The sequence below is a fragment of the Ferdinandcohnia sp. QZ13 genome (assembly GCF_031324165.1).
Classification (GTDB): Bacteria; Bacillota; Bacilli; order Bacillales; family Bacillaceae_L; genus Ferdinandcohnia.
The window spans coordinates 358,274-376,488 of record NZ_JAVIVW010000015.1 but is presented as its reverse complement, the minus strand read 5'-3'; the positions used below and the strand labels follow the sequence as shown (position 1 = coordinate 376,488).

At 36.8% G+C, this 18,215-nt stretch carries 22 protein-coding genes; 17 read left to right on the top strand and 5 right to left on the bottom strand.

Annotated elements, in window-relative coordinates:
- Positions 1-113 precede the first annotated feature (113 nt).
- The 6 genes from RGU12_RS15605 (at position 114) to RGU12_RS15580 (ending at position 7,692) form a co-directional block, all read left to right on the top strand.
- A complete protein-coding gene (locus RGU12_RS15605) occupies positions 114-1,583 on the top strand; it encodes a spore germination protein (RefSeq protein WP_309536897.1) in 1,470 nt (489 codons plus the stop codon).
- Between the two features lie 126 nt (positions 1,584-1,709).
- Positions 1,710-1,922 carry a YqgQ family protein gene (locus tag RGU12_RS15600; RefSeq protein WP_309536896.1) on the top strand — a complete coding sequence of 71 codons (213 nt, stop codon included), beginning with the start codon at positions 1,710-1,712 and terminating at the stop codon, positions 1,920-1,922.
- 19 nt (positions 1,923-1,941) lie between these two features.
- Positions 1,942-2,904 carry an ROK family glucokinase gene (locus tag RGU12_RS15595; RefSeq protein WP_309536895.1) on the top strand — a complete coding sequence of 321 codons (963 nt, stop codon included), beginning with the start codon at positions 1,942-1,944 and terminating at the stop codon, positions 2,902-2,904.
- A gap of 298 nt (positions 2,905-3,202) precedes the next feature.
- A complete protein-coding gene (locus RGU12_RS15590) occupies positions 3,203-5,101 on the top strand; it encodes an LTA synthase family protein (protein WP_309536894.1) in 1,899 nt (632 codons plus the stop codon).
- A 101-nt stretch (positions 5,102-5,202) separates the two neighbouring features.
- A complete protein-coding gene (locus RGU12_RS15585; protein ID WP_309536893.1) occupies positions 5,203-6,396 on the top strand; it encodes a M14 family metallopeptidase in 1,194 nt (397 codons plus the stop codon).
- A gap of 192 nt (positions 6,397-6,588) precedes the next feature.
- Entirely contained in the window at positions 6,589-7,692 is a 1,104-nt protein-coding gene (locus RGU12_RS15580) for a YqgU-like beta propeller domain-containing protein (protein ID WP_309536892.1), read from the top strand.
- A 50-nt stretch (positions 7,693-7,742) separates the two neighbouring features.
- Here the strand turns inward: RGU12_RS15580 and RGU12_RS15575 are convergent, their stop codons facing one another.
- The gene (locus RGU12_RS15575) at positions 7,743-7,916 is read right to left on the bottom strand and encodes a DUF2759 domain-containing protein (RefSeq protein WP_010678113.1); all 174 of its coding nucleotides are present in this window, start codon (positions 7,914-7,916) and stop codon (positions 7,743-7,745) included.
- 334 nt (positions 7,917-8,250) lie between these two features.
- On the opposite strand from RGU12_RS15575, the gene RGU12_RS15570 reads away from it, so the two are divergent.
- Complete coding sequence (locus RGU12_RS15570; RefSeq protein ID WP_309536891.1) at positions 8,251-8,886, top strand: MBL fold metallo-hydrolase; 636 nt, start codon at positions 8,251-8,253, stop codon at positions 8,884-8,886.
- 524 nt (positions 8,887-9,410) lie between these two features.
- Entirely contained in the window at positions 9,411-10,529 is a 1,119-nt protein-coding gene (locus RGU12_RS15565; RefSeq protein ID WP_309536890.1) for a class I SAM-dependent methyltransferase, read from the top strand.
- A gap of 27 nt (positions 10,530-10,556) precedes the next feature.
- Here the strand turns inward: RGU12_RS15565 and RGU12_RS15560 are convergent, their stop codons facing one another.
- Together RGU12_RS15560 and RGU12_RS15555 are read right to left on the bottom strand one after the other, a co-directional pair.
- On the bottom strand, positions 10,557-10,799 hold the full coding sequence (locus RGU12_RS15560) for a DUF2626 domain-containing protein (RefSeq protein WP_116354512.1): 243 nt from the start codon (positions 10,797-10,799) through the stop codon (positions 10,557-10,559).
- Positions 10,800-10,876: 77 nt separating this feature from the next.
- Positions 10,877-11,569 carry a helix-turn-helix transcriptional regulator gene (locus RGU12_RS15555; RefSeq protein ID WP_309536889.1) on the bottom strand — a complete coding sequence of 231 codons (693 nt, stop codon included), beginning with the start codon at positions 11,567-11,569 and terminating at the stop codon, positions 10,877-10,879.
- Between the two features lie 366 nt (positions 11,570-11,935).
- Between RGU12_RS15555 and comGA the strand changes: the two genes are divergently transcribed.
- The 8 genes from comGA (at position 11,936) to RGU12_RS15515 (ending at position 16,199) form a co-directional block, all read left to right on the top strand.
- A complete protein-coding gene (comGA, locus tag RGU12_RS15550) occupies positions 11,936-13,006 on the top strand; it encodes a competence type IV pilus ATPase ComGA (protein WP_309536888.1) in 1,071 nt (356 codons plus the stop codon).
- Positions 12,993-14,033 (top strand): competence type IV pilus assembly protein ComGB, encoded by a 1,041-nt coding sequence (comGB, locus tag RGU12_RS15545; protein ID WP_309536887.1) that lies wholly within the window; start codon positions 12,993-12,995, stop codon positions 14,031-14,033. The genes comGA and comGB overlap by 14 nt, the downstream gene beginning before the upstream one ends.
- Before the next feature lie 14 nt (positions 14,034-14,047).
- Positions 14,048-14,371: a competence type IV pilus major pilin ComGC gene (comGC, locus tag RGU12_RS15540; RefSeq protein WP_309536886.1), complete on the top strand. Its 324-nt coding sequence runs from the start codon at positions 14,048-14,050 to the stop codon at positions 14,369-14,371.
- Entirely contained in the window at positions 14,349-14,801 is a 453-nt protein-coding gene (gene comGD / locus RGU12_RS15535; protein ID WP_309536885.1) for a competence type IV pilus minor pilin ComGD, read from the top strand. Before comGC ends, comGD begins: the two co-directional genes overlap by 23 nt.
- 13 nt (positions 14,802-14,814) lie before the next feature.
- Complete coding sequence (locus RGU12_RS15530) at positions 14,815-15,126, top strand: hypothetical protein (RefSeq protein WP_309536884.1); 312 nt, start codon at positions 14,815-14,817, stop codon at positions 15,124-15,126.
- Positions 15,113-15,547, top strand: coding sequence for a competence type IV pilus minor pilin ComGF (comGF, locus tag RGU12_RS15525; RefSeq protein ID WP_309536883.1), 435 nt, complete (start codon positions 15,113-15,115; stop codon positions 15,545-15,547). Before RGU12_RS15530 ends, comGF begins: the two co-directional genes overlap by 14 nt.
- A 2-nt stretch (positions 15,548-15,549) precedes the next feature.
- A complete protein-coding gene (gene comGG / locus RGU12_RS15520) occupies positions 15,550-15,933 on the top strand; it encodes a competence type IV pilus minor pilin ComGG (protein ID WP_309536882.1) in 384 nt (127 codons plus the stop codon).
- 74 nt (positions 15,934-16,007) lie between these two features.
- Positions 16,008-16,199 carry a YqzE family protein gene (locus tag RGU12_RS15515; RefSeq protein ID WP_116354520.1) on the top strand — a complete coding sequence of 64 codons (192 nt, stop codon included), beginning with the start codon at positions 16,008-16,010 and terminating at the stop codon, positions 16,197-16,199.
- 26 nt (positions 16,200-16,225) lie between these two features.
- Here RGU12_RS15515 and ymaG read toward each other — a convergent pair whose 3' ends face one another.
- Complete coding sequence (ymaG, locus tag RGU12_RS15510) at positions 16,226-16,384, bottom strand: inner spore coat protein YmaG (RefSeq protein ID WP_309536881.1); 159 nt, start codon at positions 16,382-16,384, stop codon at positions 16,226-16,228.
- 265 nt (positions 16,385-16,649) lie between these two features.
- On the opposite strand from ymaG, the gene moaA reads away from it, so the two are divergent.
- The gene (gene moaA / locus RGU12_RS15505) at positions 16,650-17,672 is read left to right on the top strand and encodes a GTP 3',8-cyclase MoaA (RefSeq protein WP_309536880.1); all 1,023 of its coding nucleotides are present in this window, start codon (positions 16,650-16,652) and stop codon (positions 17,670-17,672) included.
- 137 nt (positions 17,673-17,809) lie between these two features.
- Here moaA and RGU12_RS15500 read toward each other — a convergent pair whose 3' ends face one another.
- On the bottom strand, positions 17,810-18,166 hold the full coding sequence (locus RGU12_RS15500; RefSeq protein ID WP_309536879.1) for a DUF2512 family protein: 357 nt from the start codon (positions 18,164-18,166) through the stop codon (positions 17,810-17,812).
- Positions 18,167-18,215 lie beyond the last annotated feature (49 nt).

The following is an 18,215-nucleotide window of genomic DNA, read 5'->3' as shown; positions in this document are numbered from 1 at the left end:
ATTTAGGCGCTTTTGTTTATTTTCCCTAAATAAGTATGTTTTTCCAGTTTTACGTCAATCATGGATTAGTAGCCTAGAACATGTTGCTTTTGGACGTGATTGGAGTGATACAAATGGGAAACGAAAATGAAAAGCCAAAACACCCGGTCTCAACAAATTTACAGGAAAATATAAACTATTTAAAAGAAGCTCTTGGAGTAGATAAAAGCTTTGATGTCATCCAACTTGACGTAGAATACGCAGGCAAGGATATGTCCATGTTTTTAATTGACGGTCTTGTCAAAGATGATATGCTACACCTTCTACAAAAATTTCTGGCAAAACAGGATGAAAATACTTTAAAAATAGATGGGTTAGAAAAACTTCTTAAAACGTATATCCCTTATGTTGAAGTTGAAAGTGTAGATGACCTTGAGAAGGTTGTTGACACCGTGCTTGCAGGCCCAACAGCGCTAGTCATTGATGGATTTGAAAAGGTAATTTTAATTGATGCAAGAACGTATCCTGTTAGAGGGCCAGAAGAGCCTGATACTGAACGAGTGGTAAGAGGAGCAAGGGACGGCTTTGTTGAAACGATCGTCTTTAATACTGCATTAACGAGAAGAAGGATTCGTGATAAATCACTTCGGATGGAATATATGCAGGTAGGGCGACGTTCCAAAACAGATATTGTTATTAGTTATATAGAGGATATCGCCGATCCTGCACATGTTAAAGAAGTAAAAGATGCAATCTCAAAAATTGACACCGATGGTTTACCGATGGGTGAGAAAACAGTTGAGGAATATATATCTGGCCGGCACTATAATCCTTATCCTGTTGTTAGATACACAGAGAGGCCAGATACAGCAGCAGCCCACCTTTATGAAGGCCATATCATCATTATGGTTGATGGTTCGCCGAGCGTTCTCATCACACCAACTACATTTTGGCACCATATGCAGCATGCTGAGGAATACCGGAATAGTCCAGTTGCAGGACTATATCTCCGCTTAGTTCGCTATGTTGGTGTGTGGGCGTCTCTCTTTTTACTACCACTTTGGTATTTATTTGCCGTTCATCCAGATCTGCTGCCAGAAAATCTTCAATATATCGGCCCAAATGATGAAGGCAGATTACCATTGATACTACAGTTCTTTTTAATTGAAATAGGAATTGATATGTTACGAATGGCAGCAATTCACACGCCGACCTCCTTGGCTACCGCACTAGGACTTGTTGCTGCGATGCTAATTGGACAGGTAGCCGTTGAAGTGGGACTATTCACGAATGAGGTTATTTTATATCTAGCCATTGCCGCAATTGGGACCTTCTCAACACCTAGCTATGAGATGAGTCTTGCTAACCGTTTGGCTCGATTATTTTTGTTAGTAACAACTAGTATTTTTGGGGTAATCGGATTTGTTGGAGGGATTACACTCTGGGTTCTCTACCTTGCTCGAATGAAGTCCTTTAATGTCCCGTATTTATGGCCGTTTATTCCATTTTCCTACAAAGGATTTAAGGATGTCCTATTCCGAGCCCCAATTCCATTAAAACGAAATAGACCAAAAATATTACATCCACAGGATCCAGATAAATAATATTTTTAAGAGTGTTCGAACTAGAGCACTCTTTTTACAATTTTAAGGAGAATTAGGTGAAAGACTTGCGTGTTCCACTTTTTTTGAATAAGCTAGAATATATCGTGGTATGCAGAAGGTGAAAAGGTGAAAACAATTTATGATATTCAACAATTTCTAAAAAAATTTGGAACCATCATTTACGTCGGTGACCGCGTCGCTGATCTTGAATTGATGGAATCCGAGATCCAAGAGCTTTACAATTCACAGCTCATTGAAACAAAAGATTATCAATCAGCCATCTTTCTGCTCCGTCAAGAAATTGTGATGGAAACAGAGAAAAAAGCTAAAAACAAATAAATAAGGGAATGGAATACATATGGAAAACTTATTAATTGGCATTGATTTAGGTGGAACAACAATTAAGCATGCTTTTATTACCCAAGAAGGTGAAATTGTAACCAAATGGGAAATTCCAACTGATAAATCAGGAGATATGATTATCTCAGACATTGCTAAAGCTATAGAAGGAAAAATGAATGAATTACAGCTAAAGAAAGAGCAATTTGCAGGTGTGGGGATGGGGGCACCTGGTCCTGTTAATTTCGAGGAAGGTGTTTTTTATAAAGCAACCAACCTAGGAATGAAGGAAATGTTCCCATTAAAAGCAGAGTTAGAGAAAGTAATCGGTTTACCAGCAGCGGTTGATAATGATGCCAATGTAGCAGCTATCGGTGAAATGTGGAAGGGTGCTGGTGAAGGAGCGAATAATCTAATCTGTGTAACGTTAGGAACTGGAGTTGGCGGAGGTATTATTGCCAATGGTGAGGTGGTTCGTGGAGCAAATGGTGCAGGTGGTGAGATTGGTCATATCACCTCCATACCTGAAGGTGGTGCTTTATGTGGTTGTGGTAAGACTGGTTGTATTGAAACAATCGCATCTGCAACAGGTATTGCACGTTTGGCAAAAGAGGCGATTCAAACGAAAAATGAATCAAGTCTTATCCGTGAACAGTATGATAAAGCGGGTGAAATCACCTCTAAAGATGTTTTTGAAGCCGCAGCTAAAGGGGACGAACTCGCGAAGTACATTATTGACAACGTAACGTATCATCTTGGTTTGGCTTTAAGTCATGTTGCGAATGGATTAAACCCTGAAAAAATCGTTGTCGGCGGTGGTGTCTCAAAAGCTGGAGAACAATTATTGTTACCATTAAAAGAACAATTCAAACGCTTTGCGTTTCCGAGGGTTGCGGATGCTGCCGAAATTGCAATTGCCACCTTAGGTAATGATGCAGGAGTGATTGGTGCCGCATATTTGGCAAAAACAAAGCTGTCTTAATAATTCCAAAGTACTAGGAAAAAGAGATTTCACAAAGAAATCTCTTTTTTTTCATTTATGTTAGAAAATTTAAAAGATTGTTACTTTTAATTACTATGAAACTTTCTAGTCAACTATTCGTCTTATATGTATATACATAATGTACATCATATCATTCTACAAAATTAGGTTGTTTTGATGATTGATTTTTGGTAAAAAAAATATTAAGATTAGGATTAGGTTTTTTAGAATTACCTTAAAATGGAATTAAAAACGTTGTAATGGTGCTCCGCGGGCTTGAAAACAAGGAGGTATTTTGATGATTAAGTCATCAACATTATCCAAATCAAGGTTTATTTTTTTAGCTGCTTTTATGCTTTGGATAAAAACATATATCGTATATAAAACTAGCTTTGATATTAAGATAGAAAACTTGATGCAAGAGTTTATTTTACTCATCAATCCATTAAGTTTTTTATTGCTGTTCTTTGGTATTTCCTTTTTTATAAAGGAAAAACATCGTAACAAATTTATTATATTTGCTAGTTTACTATCATCGTTTGTACTGTTTGCCAATGTTGTATTTTACAGATTTTTTAACGATTTTTTGACTCTTCCCGTTCTCTTCCAAACAAGTAATATGGGGGATTTAGGAACGAGTATTACAGGGAATTTGAAGTTCACAGACCCACTATTGTTTATCGATGTCGTTATCCTGATTTTGATTAACAAGTATAAACCAAGTTTTACTTTGGCTGAAGAAATAACAAAGAAGGAAAGAAGATCTTATTTCATCCTAGTTGCTGCCGTGTTCTTCTTTAATCTTGGATTAGCTGAAGCACAGCGACCACAATTATTAACGAGAACATTCGACCGCGAGATGTTAGTAAAGAACATTGGGACATACAACTATCAAATTTATGATATCGTCCTTCAATCAAAATCTTCTGCACAACGAGCTTTGGCCGATAGCAGTTCATTTATTGAAATCGAAAATTACTTAAAAGCAAATCAAAAGGACCCAAGCGATAAGTTTGGCATTGCCGAAGGAAAAAATGTCGTCATTATTTCGATGGAATCCCTTCAAAACTTTGTCATTAATGAAACGATAGATGGACAAGAAATTACACCATTCTTGAATGACTTAATGAATGAAAGCTATTACTTTGACAATTTCTATCATCAAACGGGTCAAGGTAAAACATCAGATTCTGAGTTTTTATTAGAAAATTCATTGTATCCACTTGGTCGCGGGGCTGTTTTCTTTACACATGCAACTAATGAATTTACAGCAACACCTGAGGTTATTAAGGACTATGGATACTTTTCGTCCGTTTTTCATGCGAATAATAAAACCTTCTGGAATCGGGAGATCATGTATGAGTCTTTAGGATATGATAAATTTTTTGATGTTGACAGCTATGAAGTAACAGAAGAAAATTCAATTGGTTGGGGCTTAAAGGATAAGGATTTCTTTGAACAATCTATTGATCTTTTAAAATCTCAGCCACAGCCGTTTTATTCAAAATTTATTACATTAACGAATCATTTTCCTTTTGAACTTGAAGAAGAGGACCGAATGGTAAATGAATTTGACTCTAATTCTAGAACGTTGAATCGTTATTTTCCAACTGTTCGCTATATGGATGAGTCCATTAAAGTCTTTTTCGAGCGACTTAAAGAAGAGGGAATGTACGAAAATACAATCTTTGTTCTATACGGCGATCATTATGGTATCTCGGAAAACCATAATAAAGCGATGGCACAGTTTTTAGGAAAAGAAGAAATTACACCGTTTGATTCAATACAATTACAAAAGGTACCTTTAATCATTCACATCCCTGGTGTGACAGACAAGAATCCAGAAGTGATTTCAACTGTAGCTGGACAAATTGATTTAAAACCAACCATCTTGAGCCTTCTGGGTATGGATATTCAAAACGATGTTCATTTCGGAAGTGATTTATTTTCAAAGGGAAAATTACCGTTTGTTGTATTAAGAGACGGTAGCTTCATCACAGATAATCATGTATTTACAAAGAATGCCTGTTATGACACAGCAACTGGTGAAGAGACTGATATCAGCTCCTGTGAGCCGTTCATGGAAAAAGCAGGATTTGAATTAGATTATTCAGATGAAATTGTTTACGGGGACCTTCTCCGCTTTTATAATGGAACATCCTACCGTGAACCGGTATCGGAAGAGTTTGCAGAATAATAAATTGAAACCTTGGCCAAATGGTCAAGGTTTTTCATATGACATGAAGGACAGCCTTTTGCTCATAGAATTGTAGGAGAAGTAACTAAGGAGGGTTTTTGGTGAAGGTAAAAGTCCGCCCAGGTGACACGATATGGTATTATAGTCAATTGTTTTCAATCCCAACACATTTACTTATCGATTCCAATTTACATGTAAATAGTCAAAATTTGCAGGTGGGTGCAAATGTAAATATTCCGGGTTTCGTATTAAAACCTTATACAATTGGTGATGGTGATACATTATGGAAGCTTGCTAAATCGCGTACACTTTTGGCTGATGCTTTATTTTTAGTAAATCCAGGGATTGAGGCAGAAAATCTACAAGTCGGTCAACTCATTCAAATACCAGAGAGAGTTGTGAATCCGGTCGTTAATGGAAATTGGAAATATGATTATGAAGATCTAATGAAGGATATTCATGAATTACAAGCGATCTATCCATTTCTACAAACACGTTCAATTGGAAAGAGCGTATTAGGAAAGGAATTAGTAGAGTTACGATTAGGAAGAGGCACAAAAAGAGTTCATTGGAACGGGTCTTTTCATGCGAATGAATGGATAACAACGAATGTGATCATGACCTTTTTAAATGATTATTTGCTAGCACTAACCAATATGGCGCCAATCCGTGGGTTTTATGTAGAGCCACTCTATTTAAAAGCAATCCTATCGATTGTTCCAATGGTAAATCCAGATGGAGTTGATTTAGTTCTTAATGGTCCACCTGAACAGGAACCATATAAACAGGAAGTAGTAAAAATAAACAATGGAAGTTTGGATTTTAAAGACTGGAAGGCAAATATTCGAGGTGTCGACTTGAATAATCAATTTCCGGCTAACTGGGAAATTGAAAAAAAACGAAAAGAGCCTAAGGCGCCTGCACCACGAGACTATCCCGGTGATGCTCCATTAACCGAGCCTGAAGTCATTGCGATTGAAAAATTAACAAGATCCTCCAATTTTACCTGTGTATTAGCCTTTCATACACAAGGAGAAGTCATTTATTGGGGCTATGAAGGGCTGGAACCGCCTGAAGCGGAAACACTGGTAAAGGAATTTTCAAGAGTTTCGGGCTATGAGGCAGTCCGCTTTGTTGATAGCCATGCCGGCTTCAAGGATTGGTTTATTCAAGAGTGGAGACGCCCAGGGTTTACGTTTGAATTAGGTAAAGGAGTAAATCCATTGCCACTATCTCAATTCGAAGAAATTTATCAGGAAACGCTGGGAGCCTTTTTGGCTTCGTTGTATATGTGAAAGTTGTGTAAATAAGCCGTGTTTTCTTCGGCTTTTTTTCTTGCTTTGAAACTTTTTAACATGCATAATCGTATTATCTGTTAAGGAAATAAATACTAAGTAGAGGACTCAGTTTTGTATAAAGAGGCAGTATAAGTTTATATTCATAAAGAGGTGATTTTCGAGTTGGTGAGAAAATGGATATACGTTTTTATGTTTCTTTTTCTACTAACTGGCTGTAACTCTCATCAACCGTTTGATATTAGTGATGTGCCAAAAAGTAGTAATAAGAATGTTTCGAAGGGTCCTTTGCCATCTGAATTTTTGGGTGAGAATCAGCAATTACAACCACTAGATCTTCAGGGAGAAGAATTCAATATTGTGGGCGATTGGTATGATGATGAAAATATTCTTTATGTGACCGATAAGAACGGAACTTCTAGCATTTACAAGTACCATCTATTTACAGGTGAAAAGGAGTTATTTTTGAAAACCACAGCTCCTGTATTGACCATGAAAGCAAATGAAGACCACTCTTTGTTTTTAATACATACTTCGGATTCCCAAAACCAGGTCAAGTTAACAGCAGTCGACAAATCAGGCAATGTACAATACGAATGGAAAGTGAATTCCTTTGATTTGTTTTATAGCTGGAATCCATATAATATAGATCAGGTTTTCGTTACTTCGTTTTTAGAGGATTGGTCATTTCAAACCCATTTGCTTGATATTAATGCTCAACAGACAACGAAATATGAGGTATTTCAACCGTTTATTCAATGGATAGATTCAAACACAATTTCCTATTTAAAATGGGACCAAAATTCGCTTGATTTCTTTGCGCCGCTTTATTCGTATCATTTAAATACGAAAACAGAGGGTCTTTTATTTGAAAACATTATTTCTTTTGCAACCTATAAAGATTTGCTTGTTACCTATGAATTAGTCCTAGGAGAGGATTCGGTTGCAAAGATTCGTTTTTTCAATCCTGAAAAAAATAAACAGTTACATGAATATAAAATGCCCCTTTTGAGTGACTATTCAAAATGGTACATTCCGTCTTCAGACTACATTGTGGGGCAAAAGAAGTTCTATTCCTTTAAGCCATATTCGACAGGTGCATTTGATACGTATGGAGAAAAATTTGGGCTTGTTTCCTATGATATGAGTACTGGGAAGGAAGAAGTCATACTTGAAAAGGTGGATGATCAGCCAATTAATTTTTCCCCAAATGGTTTCTTAGGATTATACGGATTTCAATTCGAAAAGTTAATTGATTTGAAGACAAAAAAAGTTGAGGATCTTATTATATTTTAAAGTAAAAAGCCATCGAGTGTCCGATGGCTTTTTTAAAATTTCTTTTCATATTAGTGAGCTGTTGGGAAACCATGTTTCCAGATTGTCATAATTGTGAACCAGCCTAATACTAAAAAGATTCCTGTTGAGAAAAGTAAGGCTAAAAGGTTTTTATCGCGTAATGAACGAATAATACCAAATGCAGCTAAAATGACGATTAAAGAAAAGATAATCATTAGACCCATGTGTCTTACCCCCTTGCTATAATCAATGTTACAGTTAATAGTGTGCCTTTACTTAATATTCAATACTATTTTCCCCATAGTATGAAAATTTACAACATCACAATAAGGTAAAATGTTGTTCCAAAAGGCTGAAAACCCTTTATGTAAAGAAATAGATAGATTCAATTTATATTCTAATGGTTTTATCCAGTTTTGTCGAGGAGGAAAAAGTGACACTTTGAAGACAAATGATTTCTTTTAGAAAAAGCACGTGTAGCAATTAGTAAAGCGCTTTTTCGTTTTTGTCTGTTAGTGTAAAATAGATGGTAGATTATAAAGGAATGGAGGTAAAATGATGAAATGGCAAAGGGTTCCGCTAGGACCGTTACAAACAAATGCATACATACTAGCAAATTCGAAGAAAGAATGTGTCATTTTTGATCCAGGTGGAGATGGGCAAAAATTAATGACTATTCTACGGCAGCAAGGGCTAACACCAATTGCTATACTTTTAACACATGCTCATTTTGATCATATTGGTGCAATTGATGATTGTCTAGCCCATTGGAATGTTCCTGTATATATCCATGATAAAGAGAAAAATTGGCTGAGGGATCCAGCTTTAAATGGATCAGCATATTTTATTTCGGGGCAAGAAATTTTGTCAAATGTAGATCCAACCAATCTTCCGAAAGAAGGAGAATTTTCTGTTGGTGACTTTACATTGGATCTCTTTTACACACCAGGGCATTCGCCAGGAAGTGTTTCATTTTATTGTAGAGAGCTTGGAGTTGTCTTTTCAGGAGACGCCTTATTCCAAGGAAGCATCGGTAGAACAGACCTTCCTGGTGGAAGTCATGACCAATTACTGGACAGCATACATAAAAAATTACTCACACTACCAGAAGAGACAATTGTCCTTTCGGGACACGGTCCAGAAACAACCATCGAAGCCGAAATGGACTCAAATCCATTTTTAAACGGGTTTTAACTTAGGTTATTTTCTAAAAGATTGTTGCTTTCAGATATAAAGGTGCAAACATAGTTGATAGGAGCGTAAGGTGGCGGCTCCTCGAAAATGCATTCGCATTTTCTTCGTGCGTGGGTGATTTCAAGGAAGAAATTCAAAGTCCTGCGGGAAAAGCGTGAGACTTGAGACCCCGCAGAAGCGACCAGTAGAACGAAGCCAAGAGCGCCACGTCCTGTGGCAACGGCTTCGTGACCTACATCGTGTAGGCCTGAGGAGGCTCAAGCCACGCCCGCGGAAAGCGTCCACCTGAAGCAGAAATCAACGATAAAAAAACAAAGTTTGCGAAAACAGCCTATCGAAAAAAGGAAAAGTCTAACTCAATTAGTTAGACTTTTCCTTGGGGATGTTTTAGCACTAAGAATACCTTCTTAACGCTCTTAAGACTTATATATCCGTATAATGGGAGGGATATTGTAAGCTACTAAATTTACAATATAATAATATAAACACTGTGTCAATGGTGAAAACTAGCAAAAGGTGAGAAGATGCAACGCATACTAAAAGAACTCATAAAATCATCTCCAAACAACGAAATAACATATGAACAATATATGAATACCGTTCTTTATCATGAAGAAAAAGGTTATTATATGAAGAACGAAGAGAAGGTAGGGAAAAAAGGAGACTTCATCACAACCAGCAATATTTCCAATGTTTTCGGTAAACTATTTGCATCGATTTTTCATAAACTAATCATGCTAGAAAAAATAGAACCGTTTATTTGTGAAATTGGAGGAGGAAACGGGAGATTCGCAAAAGCAGTATTGGACGAATTACATAATACCTACAGGGATACATATAAGAAAATCACATATATCTTGATTGAAACAAGTGCGTACCACCGACGCTTGCAGCAGGAGCTTCTCCCGATAGGTAAAAAAGTAATCCAGTTTCAAAGTTTGGATGAAGCTAAAAAGAATTTTCCGATATTTAATGGCATTCTTTTTTCAAATGAATTGTTTGATGCTTTCCCAGTGCGAGTAATTGAGAAAAAAGATGATAGCATCTATGAAGTGAAAATCACACTAAATAAGGATGATCAGCTTTGTGAAATTTTTGTACCGCTTGCGGATGAGCGTATTATGCACTATTTAGATTGTACGAAGATCGCGCTTGTTAATGGACAAAGATTTGAGGTACCACTTCCAATGCTTACTTATCTAGATGAGCTAAATGATTTTCTTGGAAACGTGGTTGCTTTTACGGTTGATTACGGATATACAAATGAGGAATGGATGGAACCTGCTAGAAGGAAGGGAAGCCTTCGTGGCTATTACAAGCACCATTTAATTAACAATCCACTTGAATATCCGGGTAGTATGGATCTTACTACCCATATTCATTTTGACACGCTTATTTCAAATGGGACAAAGTACGGTCTTGAATTTGTGAAGAAATTAAGACAGGATGAGTTTTTACTAGCTGCGGGGATTCTGACGTTTTTACAGGATAACTTTGATTCGAATCCTTTCTCGAAAAAAAGTAAACAAAACCGTGCCATTCGTTCACTAATTATGGATGGAGGAATGAGTACTGCTTTTCATGTACTTATCCAACAAAAAAATAGCAAAATAAATTGGGATCATGTTTTCTATGACAAATAAAAAAAGCGATGTTTCCATCGCTTTTTTTTAGTGACCTCCGCCTAACGGCATCATAAATGTGGTGTAGTAAGAGAAGGCACAGAAGAAAACAGTTAAATATGCGCCAAACACGTAAATATACATTCTTTCAGATAATTTTAAGTAACTTAAAAGGACGAAAAATCCGGTTTGTGCAAAGAAAATTAGTGCTAGAACATCCATACCACCAACGTAGAACATTACTGAAAAGATACCTGTCCAAAAACCTAAAACACGGTACATACGTTCCATATGTATATTTCCCTCCCTTGTAAATGATAAACACTCACTTTTATTATTATAATGTAACGATTACATAAATGTAAACATTACTTTGCGACAAATGCGTGATAACTGCAAGAATTACATCCAAGAATTATGTTTTCTGACTCTTCTAGCACCACATCGTCAAATAGTAAATCAAACATTCCTCTTAGAAAGGCATGATGCATGCCACAAACCGCTTCAAAATTTTCTTGTGCAATTTCTTTAAAAGGACAATTATTAATTTTTAAGAAAATTTTTGTCTTATCCTTATTATGGTCTAAATCTGGATAAAAACCCGCAACCGTAGATGCCTTTTTTAAAATATCTAACTTTTGATCAAAGGTTAGCTCATGAATCGAAACGGGAATCTGATGGTTGACCAATTCTTCACCAAATCGTCTCCCTGTTAGTTCAAGTGCTTTTTTACCTACATCACCAAGTGCTGCCATTGTTTCAATTGCAATTTTTGATAGCAGCTGATAATCCCGGTATGGAAAATTAATTTGAATATGGTCATTCGATAATCGGTACAGACGACTAGGTCTGCCACCTTTTCCGGTTTTCTTGGCTTCTGAAACAAGCATATTTACATCTTCGAGCTTTGTTAAATGAAGTCTAGCAACATTTGGATGAATATCAAATTCCTCTGCGATTTCTTGTACGGTGACCTCTTCATTTTGTTTAATAATGTATTGATAAATATAGTATCGTGTTGGATCTGCTAAAACGTTCGTAATCTTTAGTGTCTGTTCCACCGTTATCACTCCTTGCGAGCCTAATGTTACTCTCATTATAGTACAGTTAAATACCATCAATAAGTGATTTATATCACTTGTAGGTAAATGTTCACAAAACTACAAAGTATTTTACAACTCGATTAGCATACTTTTTAAGCTTCCTACATATAATGTATTGATTCCTCCTAATGATAGATAAAATTTTGAATTGCTTTTGAAAAATACAACCATAATGGCAGTGGTTGTATTTTTTATTGCTGAAAAAGTTCAAATAAAGTTCACAATTAATTTTTTGAAAAAAGAAGGAGTTTGTAGATTTTTGTTGAAATATGATACCTGCAAGAGAAAATAAATAAAATATGAGTTCAAGAAGGAGTGAATTATTTGAGTGAAATCGAACAACTCGGTGATCAATTGATCGAGGATGCTTGGTCAATGAGTGCATCTGATATTCACTTTGTCCCCAAAATCAATGATGCCATGATCCAATACCGACTCGATAGTGATTTATTCAATAAGCAAACAATCCCAAAAGATGTTTGTGAACGCTTGATTTCCCATTATAAATTTCTTGCTGGAATGGATATTGGAGAAAGGAGAAGACCGCAAAATGGCGCGATAACCCTAAATCTCAAAGGCGTAACCATTAACCTTCGATTGTCTACACTGCCCACACCCTACAACGAAAGTCTAGTCATACGTATCCTACCCGAAACACCATCTCATTCTCTTGCAAACTTATCGCTTTTTCCAAATATGACAACAAAATTACTTTCCCTTTTGAAGCATTCACATGGACTTATCATATTCACAGGACCAACAGGATCAGGTAAGTCAACCACACTCTATTCCTTACTACACGCAACGAAGAAGCTGTTCAACCGGAATATTATTACATTAGAAGATCCAATCGAAAAAAGAAGTGAAGATGTCCTACAGGTTCAGGTGAACGAGAAAGCTGGCATCACATATGCACATGGTTTAAAGGCAATTTTGCGGCATGATCCCGATATTATCATGGTAGGCGAAATACGCGATACTGAAACCGCTAAAATTGCAGTCCGTGCAGCGCTCACGGGTCATTTGGTGCTGTCAACAATGCATACGAGAGATTCAAAGGGTGCGATTTATCGGCTCTTAGAATTTGATGTATCCTTGCAGGAAATTGAACAAACCTTAATTGCCATCGCAGCACAAAGGCTTGTTGACCTAAAATGTCCATATTGTGAGGGTAAGTGTTCACCGCTTTGTAAGAAGCATCGTAAGGTTAGAAGAGTAGGTGTGTACGAGCTATTAAATGGACATGCCTTAACGGAAGTAATGAAGGAAGCAAGGGGTGACAAGGCAGATTATCACTATGAAAAATTAAAGGATGTCATCAAAAAAGGGATTGCCCTTGGATATTTATATCCGGATGCTTTAGAAAGATGGGTTGTCAATAATGACAAAGAATAGAAATAAAAATTGGACATTAAAAGAACAGTCCTTATATTTAAGTAGAATCGGGGACCTACTTGACCAAGGCTATTCTTTTGAACATGCATCACAATTTTTACGCTTTCAGCTTCCGGAAAAACATAGTCAAGATGTAGCGTCCATAATTGAAAGTTGTAAACAAGGTGAATCTTTGTACACGGCGTTTAGTAAAGTCGGTTTTCATAAGGATATCTTAGGGTATATTTATTTTGCCGAGCAGCATGGAGACATCTCTTTTGCTCTTCGCGAAGGAAGTGCTATGCTACAAAAAAAGCTCAACCATCTTGATAAAGGAAAGAAACTCATTCGCTATCCATTAGCCCTTTTGTTTTTTGTTGGTTTTATGTTCACAATGATCGAAAAAATTTTATTACCACAATTTGAAAGTCTGTTTACCTCCATGAGTTATGAACAAACGATGATTTCTAAGTTTTTATTAAGGCTCCCAGAACTAAATCGATATTTGTTCCTCATCTTCTTTTTACTAGTAATTATTGGCCTCGCGTATTATTTCCTTCATTTTCAAAAACGAACTCCCGTTGAAAAAATGAAGCTACTTTTAAAGATACCCATTTTGAAAAAAGTAACGATTATGTTTAATTCCCATTTCTTTTCCGTACAGCTCAGTAACTTGTTAAAGGGTGGTTTATCCATTTTTCAAGCCTTAACTATGTTTGAGCAGCAGCTTCACTCTCCGTTTTTTCGAGAGGAAGCAAAGGAAATGAAAATGTTATTGAGAGCGGGTAACCGTTTTGAAGAAATTTTGAGAGTACGAGAGTATTACGAGGCAGATTTAGCAATGATCATTCTGCATGGCCAGTCAAACGGAAATTTAGCAAGCGAGCTCCAGCATTATAGTCAATATGTTATGGAAAAAGCCGAGGAAAAAGTGACGAAATTATTAGCCATTGTACAACCAATCTTATTTGTAATTATTGGAATCATCATCATGCTCATGTATGGGGCCATCATGATTCCAATGTTTCAGCTATTAAATGGAATATAGAAAGGAAGATTTATTTGAAACTAAAGAATCAAAAGGGATTTACCCTTGTAGAAATGTTAGTGGTTTTATTAGTCGTTTCAATCTTGCTGTTGATAACAGTACCGAATGTGACAAAACATAATTCTGTCATTAAGAATAAGGGGTGTGAGGCAATGGTTAAAATGGTTGAGGCTCAGGTGCAGGCTTATGAGATAGAGGAGGGTCACAGTACATTAACATCTTTGGATCCATTGGTCGATGGTAAATATTTAAATAAGGCTCCTGTTTGTCCTAATGGAGACATAATTAAGATGAATTCGGACCATAAAGTTGTTCATGAAGAGCCTACCGCAGGTTAATGATAAAGGCTTTACCCTAATCGAAGCATTGATTGTCCTATCCATCGTCATCATCATTTCCTCCATTAGTCTTCTACAGCTTAGACCCCTACATGAATCGAAAAAAATGGACCAATTTCTAGAGCAGCTTCAAAACGATATATTCTTAAGTCAGCAATTTGCAATTAGTAACAGTGATCCGGCAACACTTTATTTTAGTTCAAGTGGTTCATATTATCGTCTCACAAGGGGGAATTCTCAGGAAGTGTTACTTGTTCGAAAAATAGACCCAGCAATCCGCATTCAATTTACAACACTTGGACAGTATTTAGTTTTCACAAGTAATGGAAATATTCAACGAGCTGGTGAAATAAGATTCCGATATAAAGATAGTATCTATATAGTCACGTTTCTATTAGGAAAGGGTAGGTTTTATGTTAGTAAGGGATAAACGGGGATTTACGATGGTAGAGATGCTTCTGTCAGTTTCCATCTGGTTCATGCTTTGTGTGACGCTTCTTCCACAATTAATGCTCATCATCACAGAAAGAAGGAATACCGAAATTTTCAATATAGGAACTCAATTACTCTCTGAAGAACTACAAAAAGAGTATAACCGGGAACCATCGTTAAATCATTTAGTGAAATACGGGGTTACTTACACATTTTCAAAACAGTTTAATGAGGCGCTTCAAAAATGGGAGCTATGTGTCACTTGGGAGGACAAGCTTTCAAAAACGTATGAAAGATGTGGATATCTAAATGGTGAACAATGAAAAGGGTTTTACACTTGTTGAAATGCTCGTTACCTTTTCAATCCTGCTTGTTATTCTTGCGTTTATTGCACCTTTTTTAAGTGTCATTTATAGGGATAGTGGTGAACAATTTAACAAGCTAGAATGGCAAATCTTACTTCAACAAATGAAAATGGAAATCCGTGAAGCAAGAGAAATCACTGTTTCAAGTAGTGGGTCAGTTTCGTTTTATAATGTAGCGGGTGATGTAGTAAGTTTTGAAAAATATACAGATAAAATAAGAAGAAGGGTAAATTCAAAAGGGCATGAATTATTACTTCAACATATAACAGATGTCACATTTGAACCAAGAACCAATGGTTTTATGATTAAAGTTCTGACGGTTGATGGTAAAACGTATCAAGCCTTAATTTCATCCCTAACAGCAGTGGAGGTTACGTAAAGATGAAAAATGAAAAGGGCTTTATCCTGCCAGTTACCATTGCAATTTCGTTTTTGTTTTTTCTCGTTTTTACCTCCCAGCTCAATGCTTATCTTACGGAAAAAGCCTTCTCAAACGAAACGGAAGAAATTTTAATTCTGGAGAATTTAATGCAAGTGGGAGTTGGAGACTTAAAAGCCACATTGCTGAATGAAGAAGTAAGCGCAGGATTAACGGGTATTTTCAATTATCCAACGGGTAACATCTCTTACACCGTTTCACCCCTAACATTAACAACATCGCAGATTACTTTAACATGTAAGACATATGAACAACGTAAAAGCAGTGCTCGCTTTGTGTATGACTATGAGTCAAAAGAGATTAGCTCTTGGCTAGATTTACGGTAGAATAAATTTTTGTGGTTACATTTATATAATGGTGGAAATAATAACACTAAGGCTCGAAAAAGGTAGGTGTAATTATGTCTACAAACGATTATGTAAAATTTGTAACCCAACAGTTTGTAAAGTTTATAGACCAACCGAAAGAAGTTCGGAAAGCTACGAGGCAGCAGCGTAAGGAAGAACAGGCACCATTAACAAATCGGTGGTTTGGAATTATGCCACTAGCCGTTTCGCTTATGTTTAAGAAAAAGAAAAAAAGAGGGAGCTGACATTTGGTTGTCAGCTCCCTTGTTCCTTAATACCACAAACCGCCGCCATACGGATAAAATGGTGGGCGATATGGATACCCGTACCCACCATACATATATGGATTGAAAAGGGTGCTACCTACAAGCCCCCCTGCTAATCCACCAAGGAATGGGCGTACCCAATATAGTCTTCTATAGGCTCTCATTTGATTACCCCCAGCTTCGTGATATCCCAGTATGAGGACAACTATCTTTTTAGTGATGGTCTAGAATTTTTACTTCAACATAGAAGCTGCTCCTTATTCCTGCCTTACTAACATGGATATGTAACCATTGACTAGAAGTAGAGGGAGTTTGTCCACTTTTTGAATCTAATTGAAGATGAAAATACGTAGCTTTTGGTTTCTATTCACAATCATTTATTAGTATGATAGAGTATAAGTTACATATTAAGTAGGAGTGACAGGTTAGATGACTACAAAAGAAGAGAAAATTGTTGATCAGTTGAATCGACCTTTACGTGATTTGCGTATTTCTGTCACAGATCAATGTAATTTCCGTTGCTCTTATTGTATGCCTAAAGAAATTTTCGGGGATGACTATCCATTCTTACCGCAAGGAGAATTATTATCCTTTTCTGAAATAGAAACGTTGACAAGAAGTTTTGTCAAACTAGGTGTGCAAAAGATTCGGTTAACCGGTGGAGAGCCTTTAGTAAGAAAAAATGTCCATGAGCTTGTTGAGCGTTTAATTCATATAGACGGTATTGATGATATTGCCCTCACAACAAACGGGGTATTTTTACCCAAATATGCAAAACAATTAAAGGAAGCAGGGCTTCAGCGTGTTAATGTAAGCCTTGATGCAATTGACAATGATATATTTAAAGGAATGAATGGCCGTTCCGTAGGTGTGAAACCTGTTCTTAAAGGAATTGAAGCCGCACAGGAAGCAGGACTCCTAGTGAAAATGAACATGGTCGTTCAAAAAGGTAAAAATGATTCGCAAATTTTACCGATGGCTCGATATTTTAAAGAAAAGGGCATTACCCTTCGTTTCATTGAATTTATGGATGTTGGTACAACAAATGGGTGGAATTTCGAACAGGTTGTTTCGAAAAAAGCGATTCACGACCTAATCAATAGTGAAATGCCGTTGGAACCTGTAGATGCCGAGTACTTCGGTGAAGTAGCAAAACGATATCGTTATGTGGGCACAGACGTAGAAATCGGCTTCATCTCATCTGTAACAGAATCCTTCTGTTCAAGCTGTACAAGAGCAAGAATTTCTGCAGATGGTAAACTGTATACTTGTCTGTTTGCAACAGCTGGTCATGATTTAAAATCATTAATTCGTTCGGGTGCATCCGAAAGTGATATTGATGAAGCACTTAAATCGGTATGGCAGGCAAGACGTGATCGTTACTCAGATGAACGTACAGAGGAAACGGCGAAAAAACGCAAGAAGATTGAAATGTCGTATATCGGTGGTTAACTGAAAAGAGGTGCTAAAATCAGCACCTCTTTTTCAATGTCCAGCTCCAGGCGGCGATTGGCTATCTGGTCATAAGCCAATCGATTCGGAAGTGAAAATTACCTTCTTATCAGCGCGCCTTGCGCTTTTCGTATTTATCATGCGGTTGATTTTTCAGCTCTTCCTGACCTTACCAACCAGCGGTGGACAGGAATTTCCACTAATGTAATTACAAGGGCAGTTAGAATAGCCCCCCAAAAGGTTACTCTTGCACCGTCTAGAAATAAGGAAACAAAATATACAAGAATTGCCGCAGCAATGAAATCTGCAATATCAGTCATTACAGTTGTATTTCTTCTAAGCATCATAACTTCCATGAAGTGACCAACAATGGCCAGCACGACTCCGACCACAATGGGTTGATACCATGATACATAATCAACACTATCAAAAATACCAGAACAAATAGCTACAACCAAAGGTAATAAAATGATCTTCATAATAAATCCAGTCATAGCATTTACACCTCCTTTAAAGGGTATTTTTTACATAAAAACAAGACAA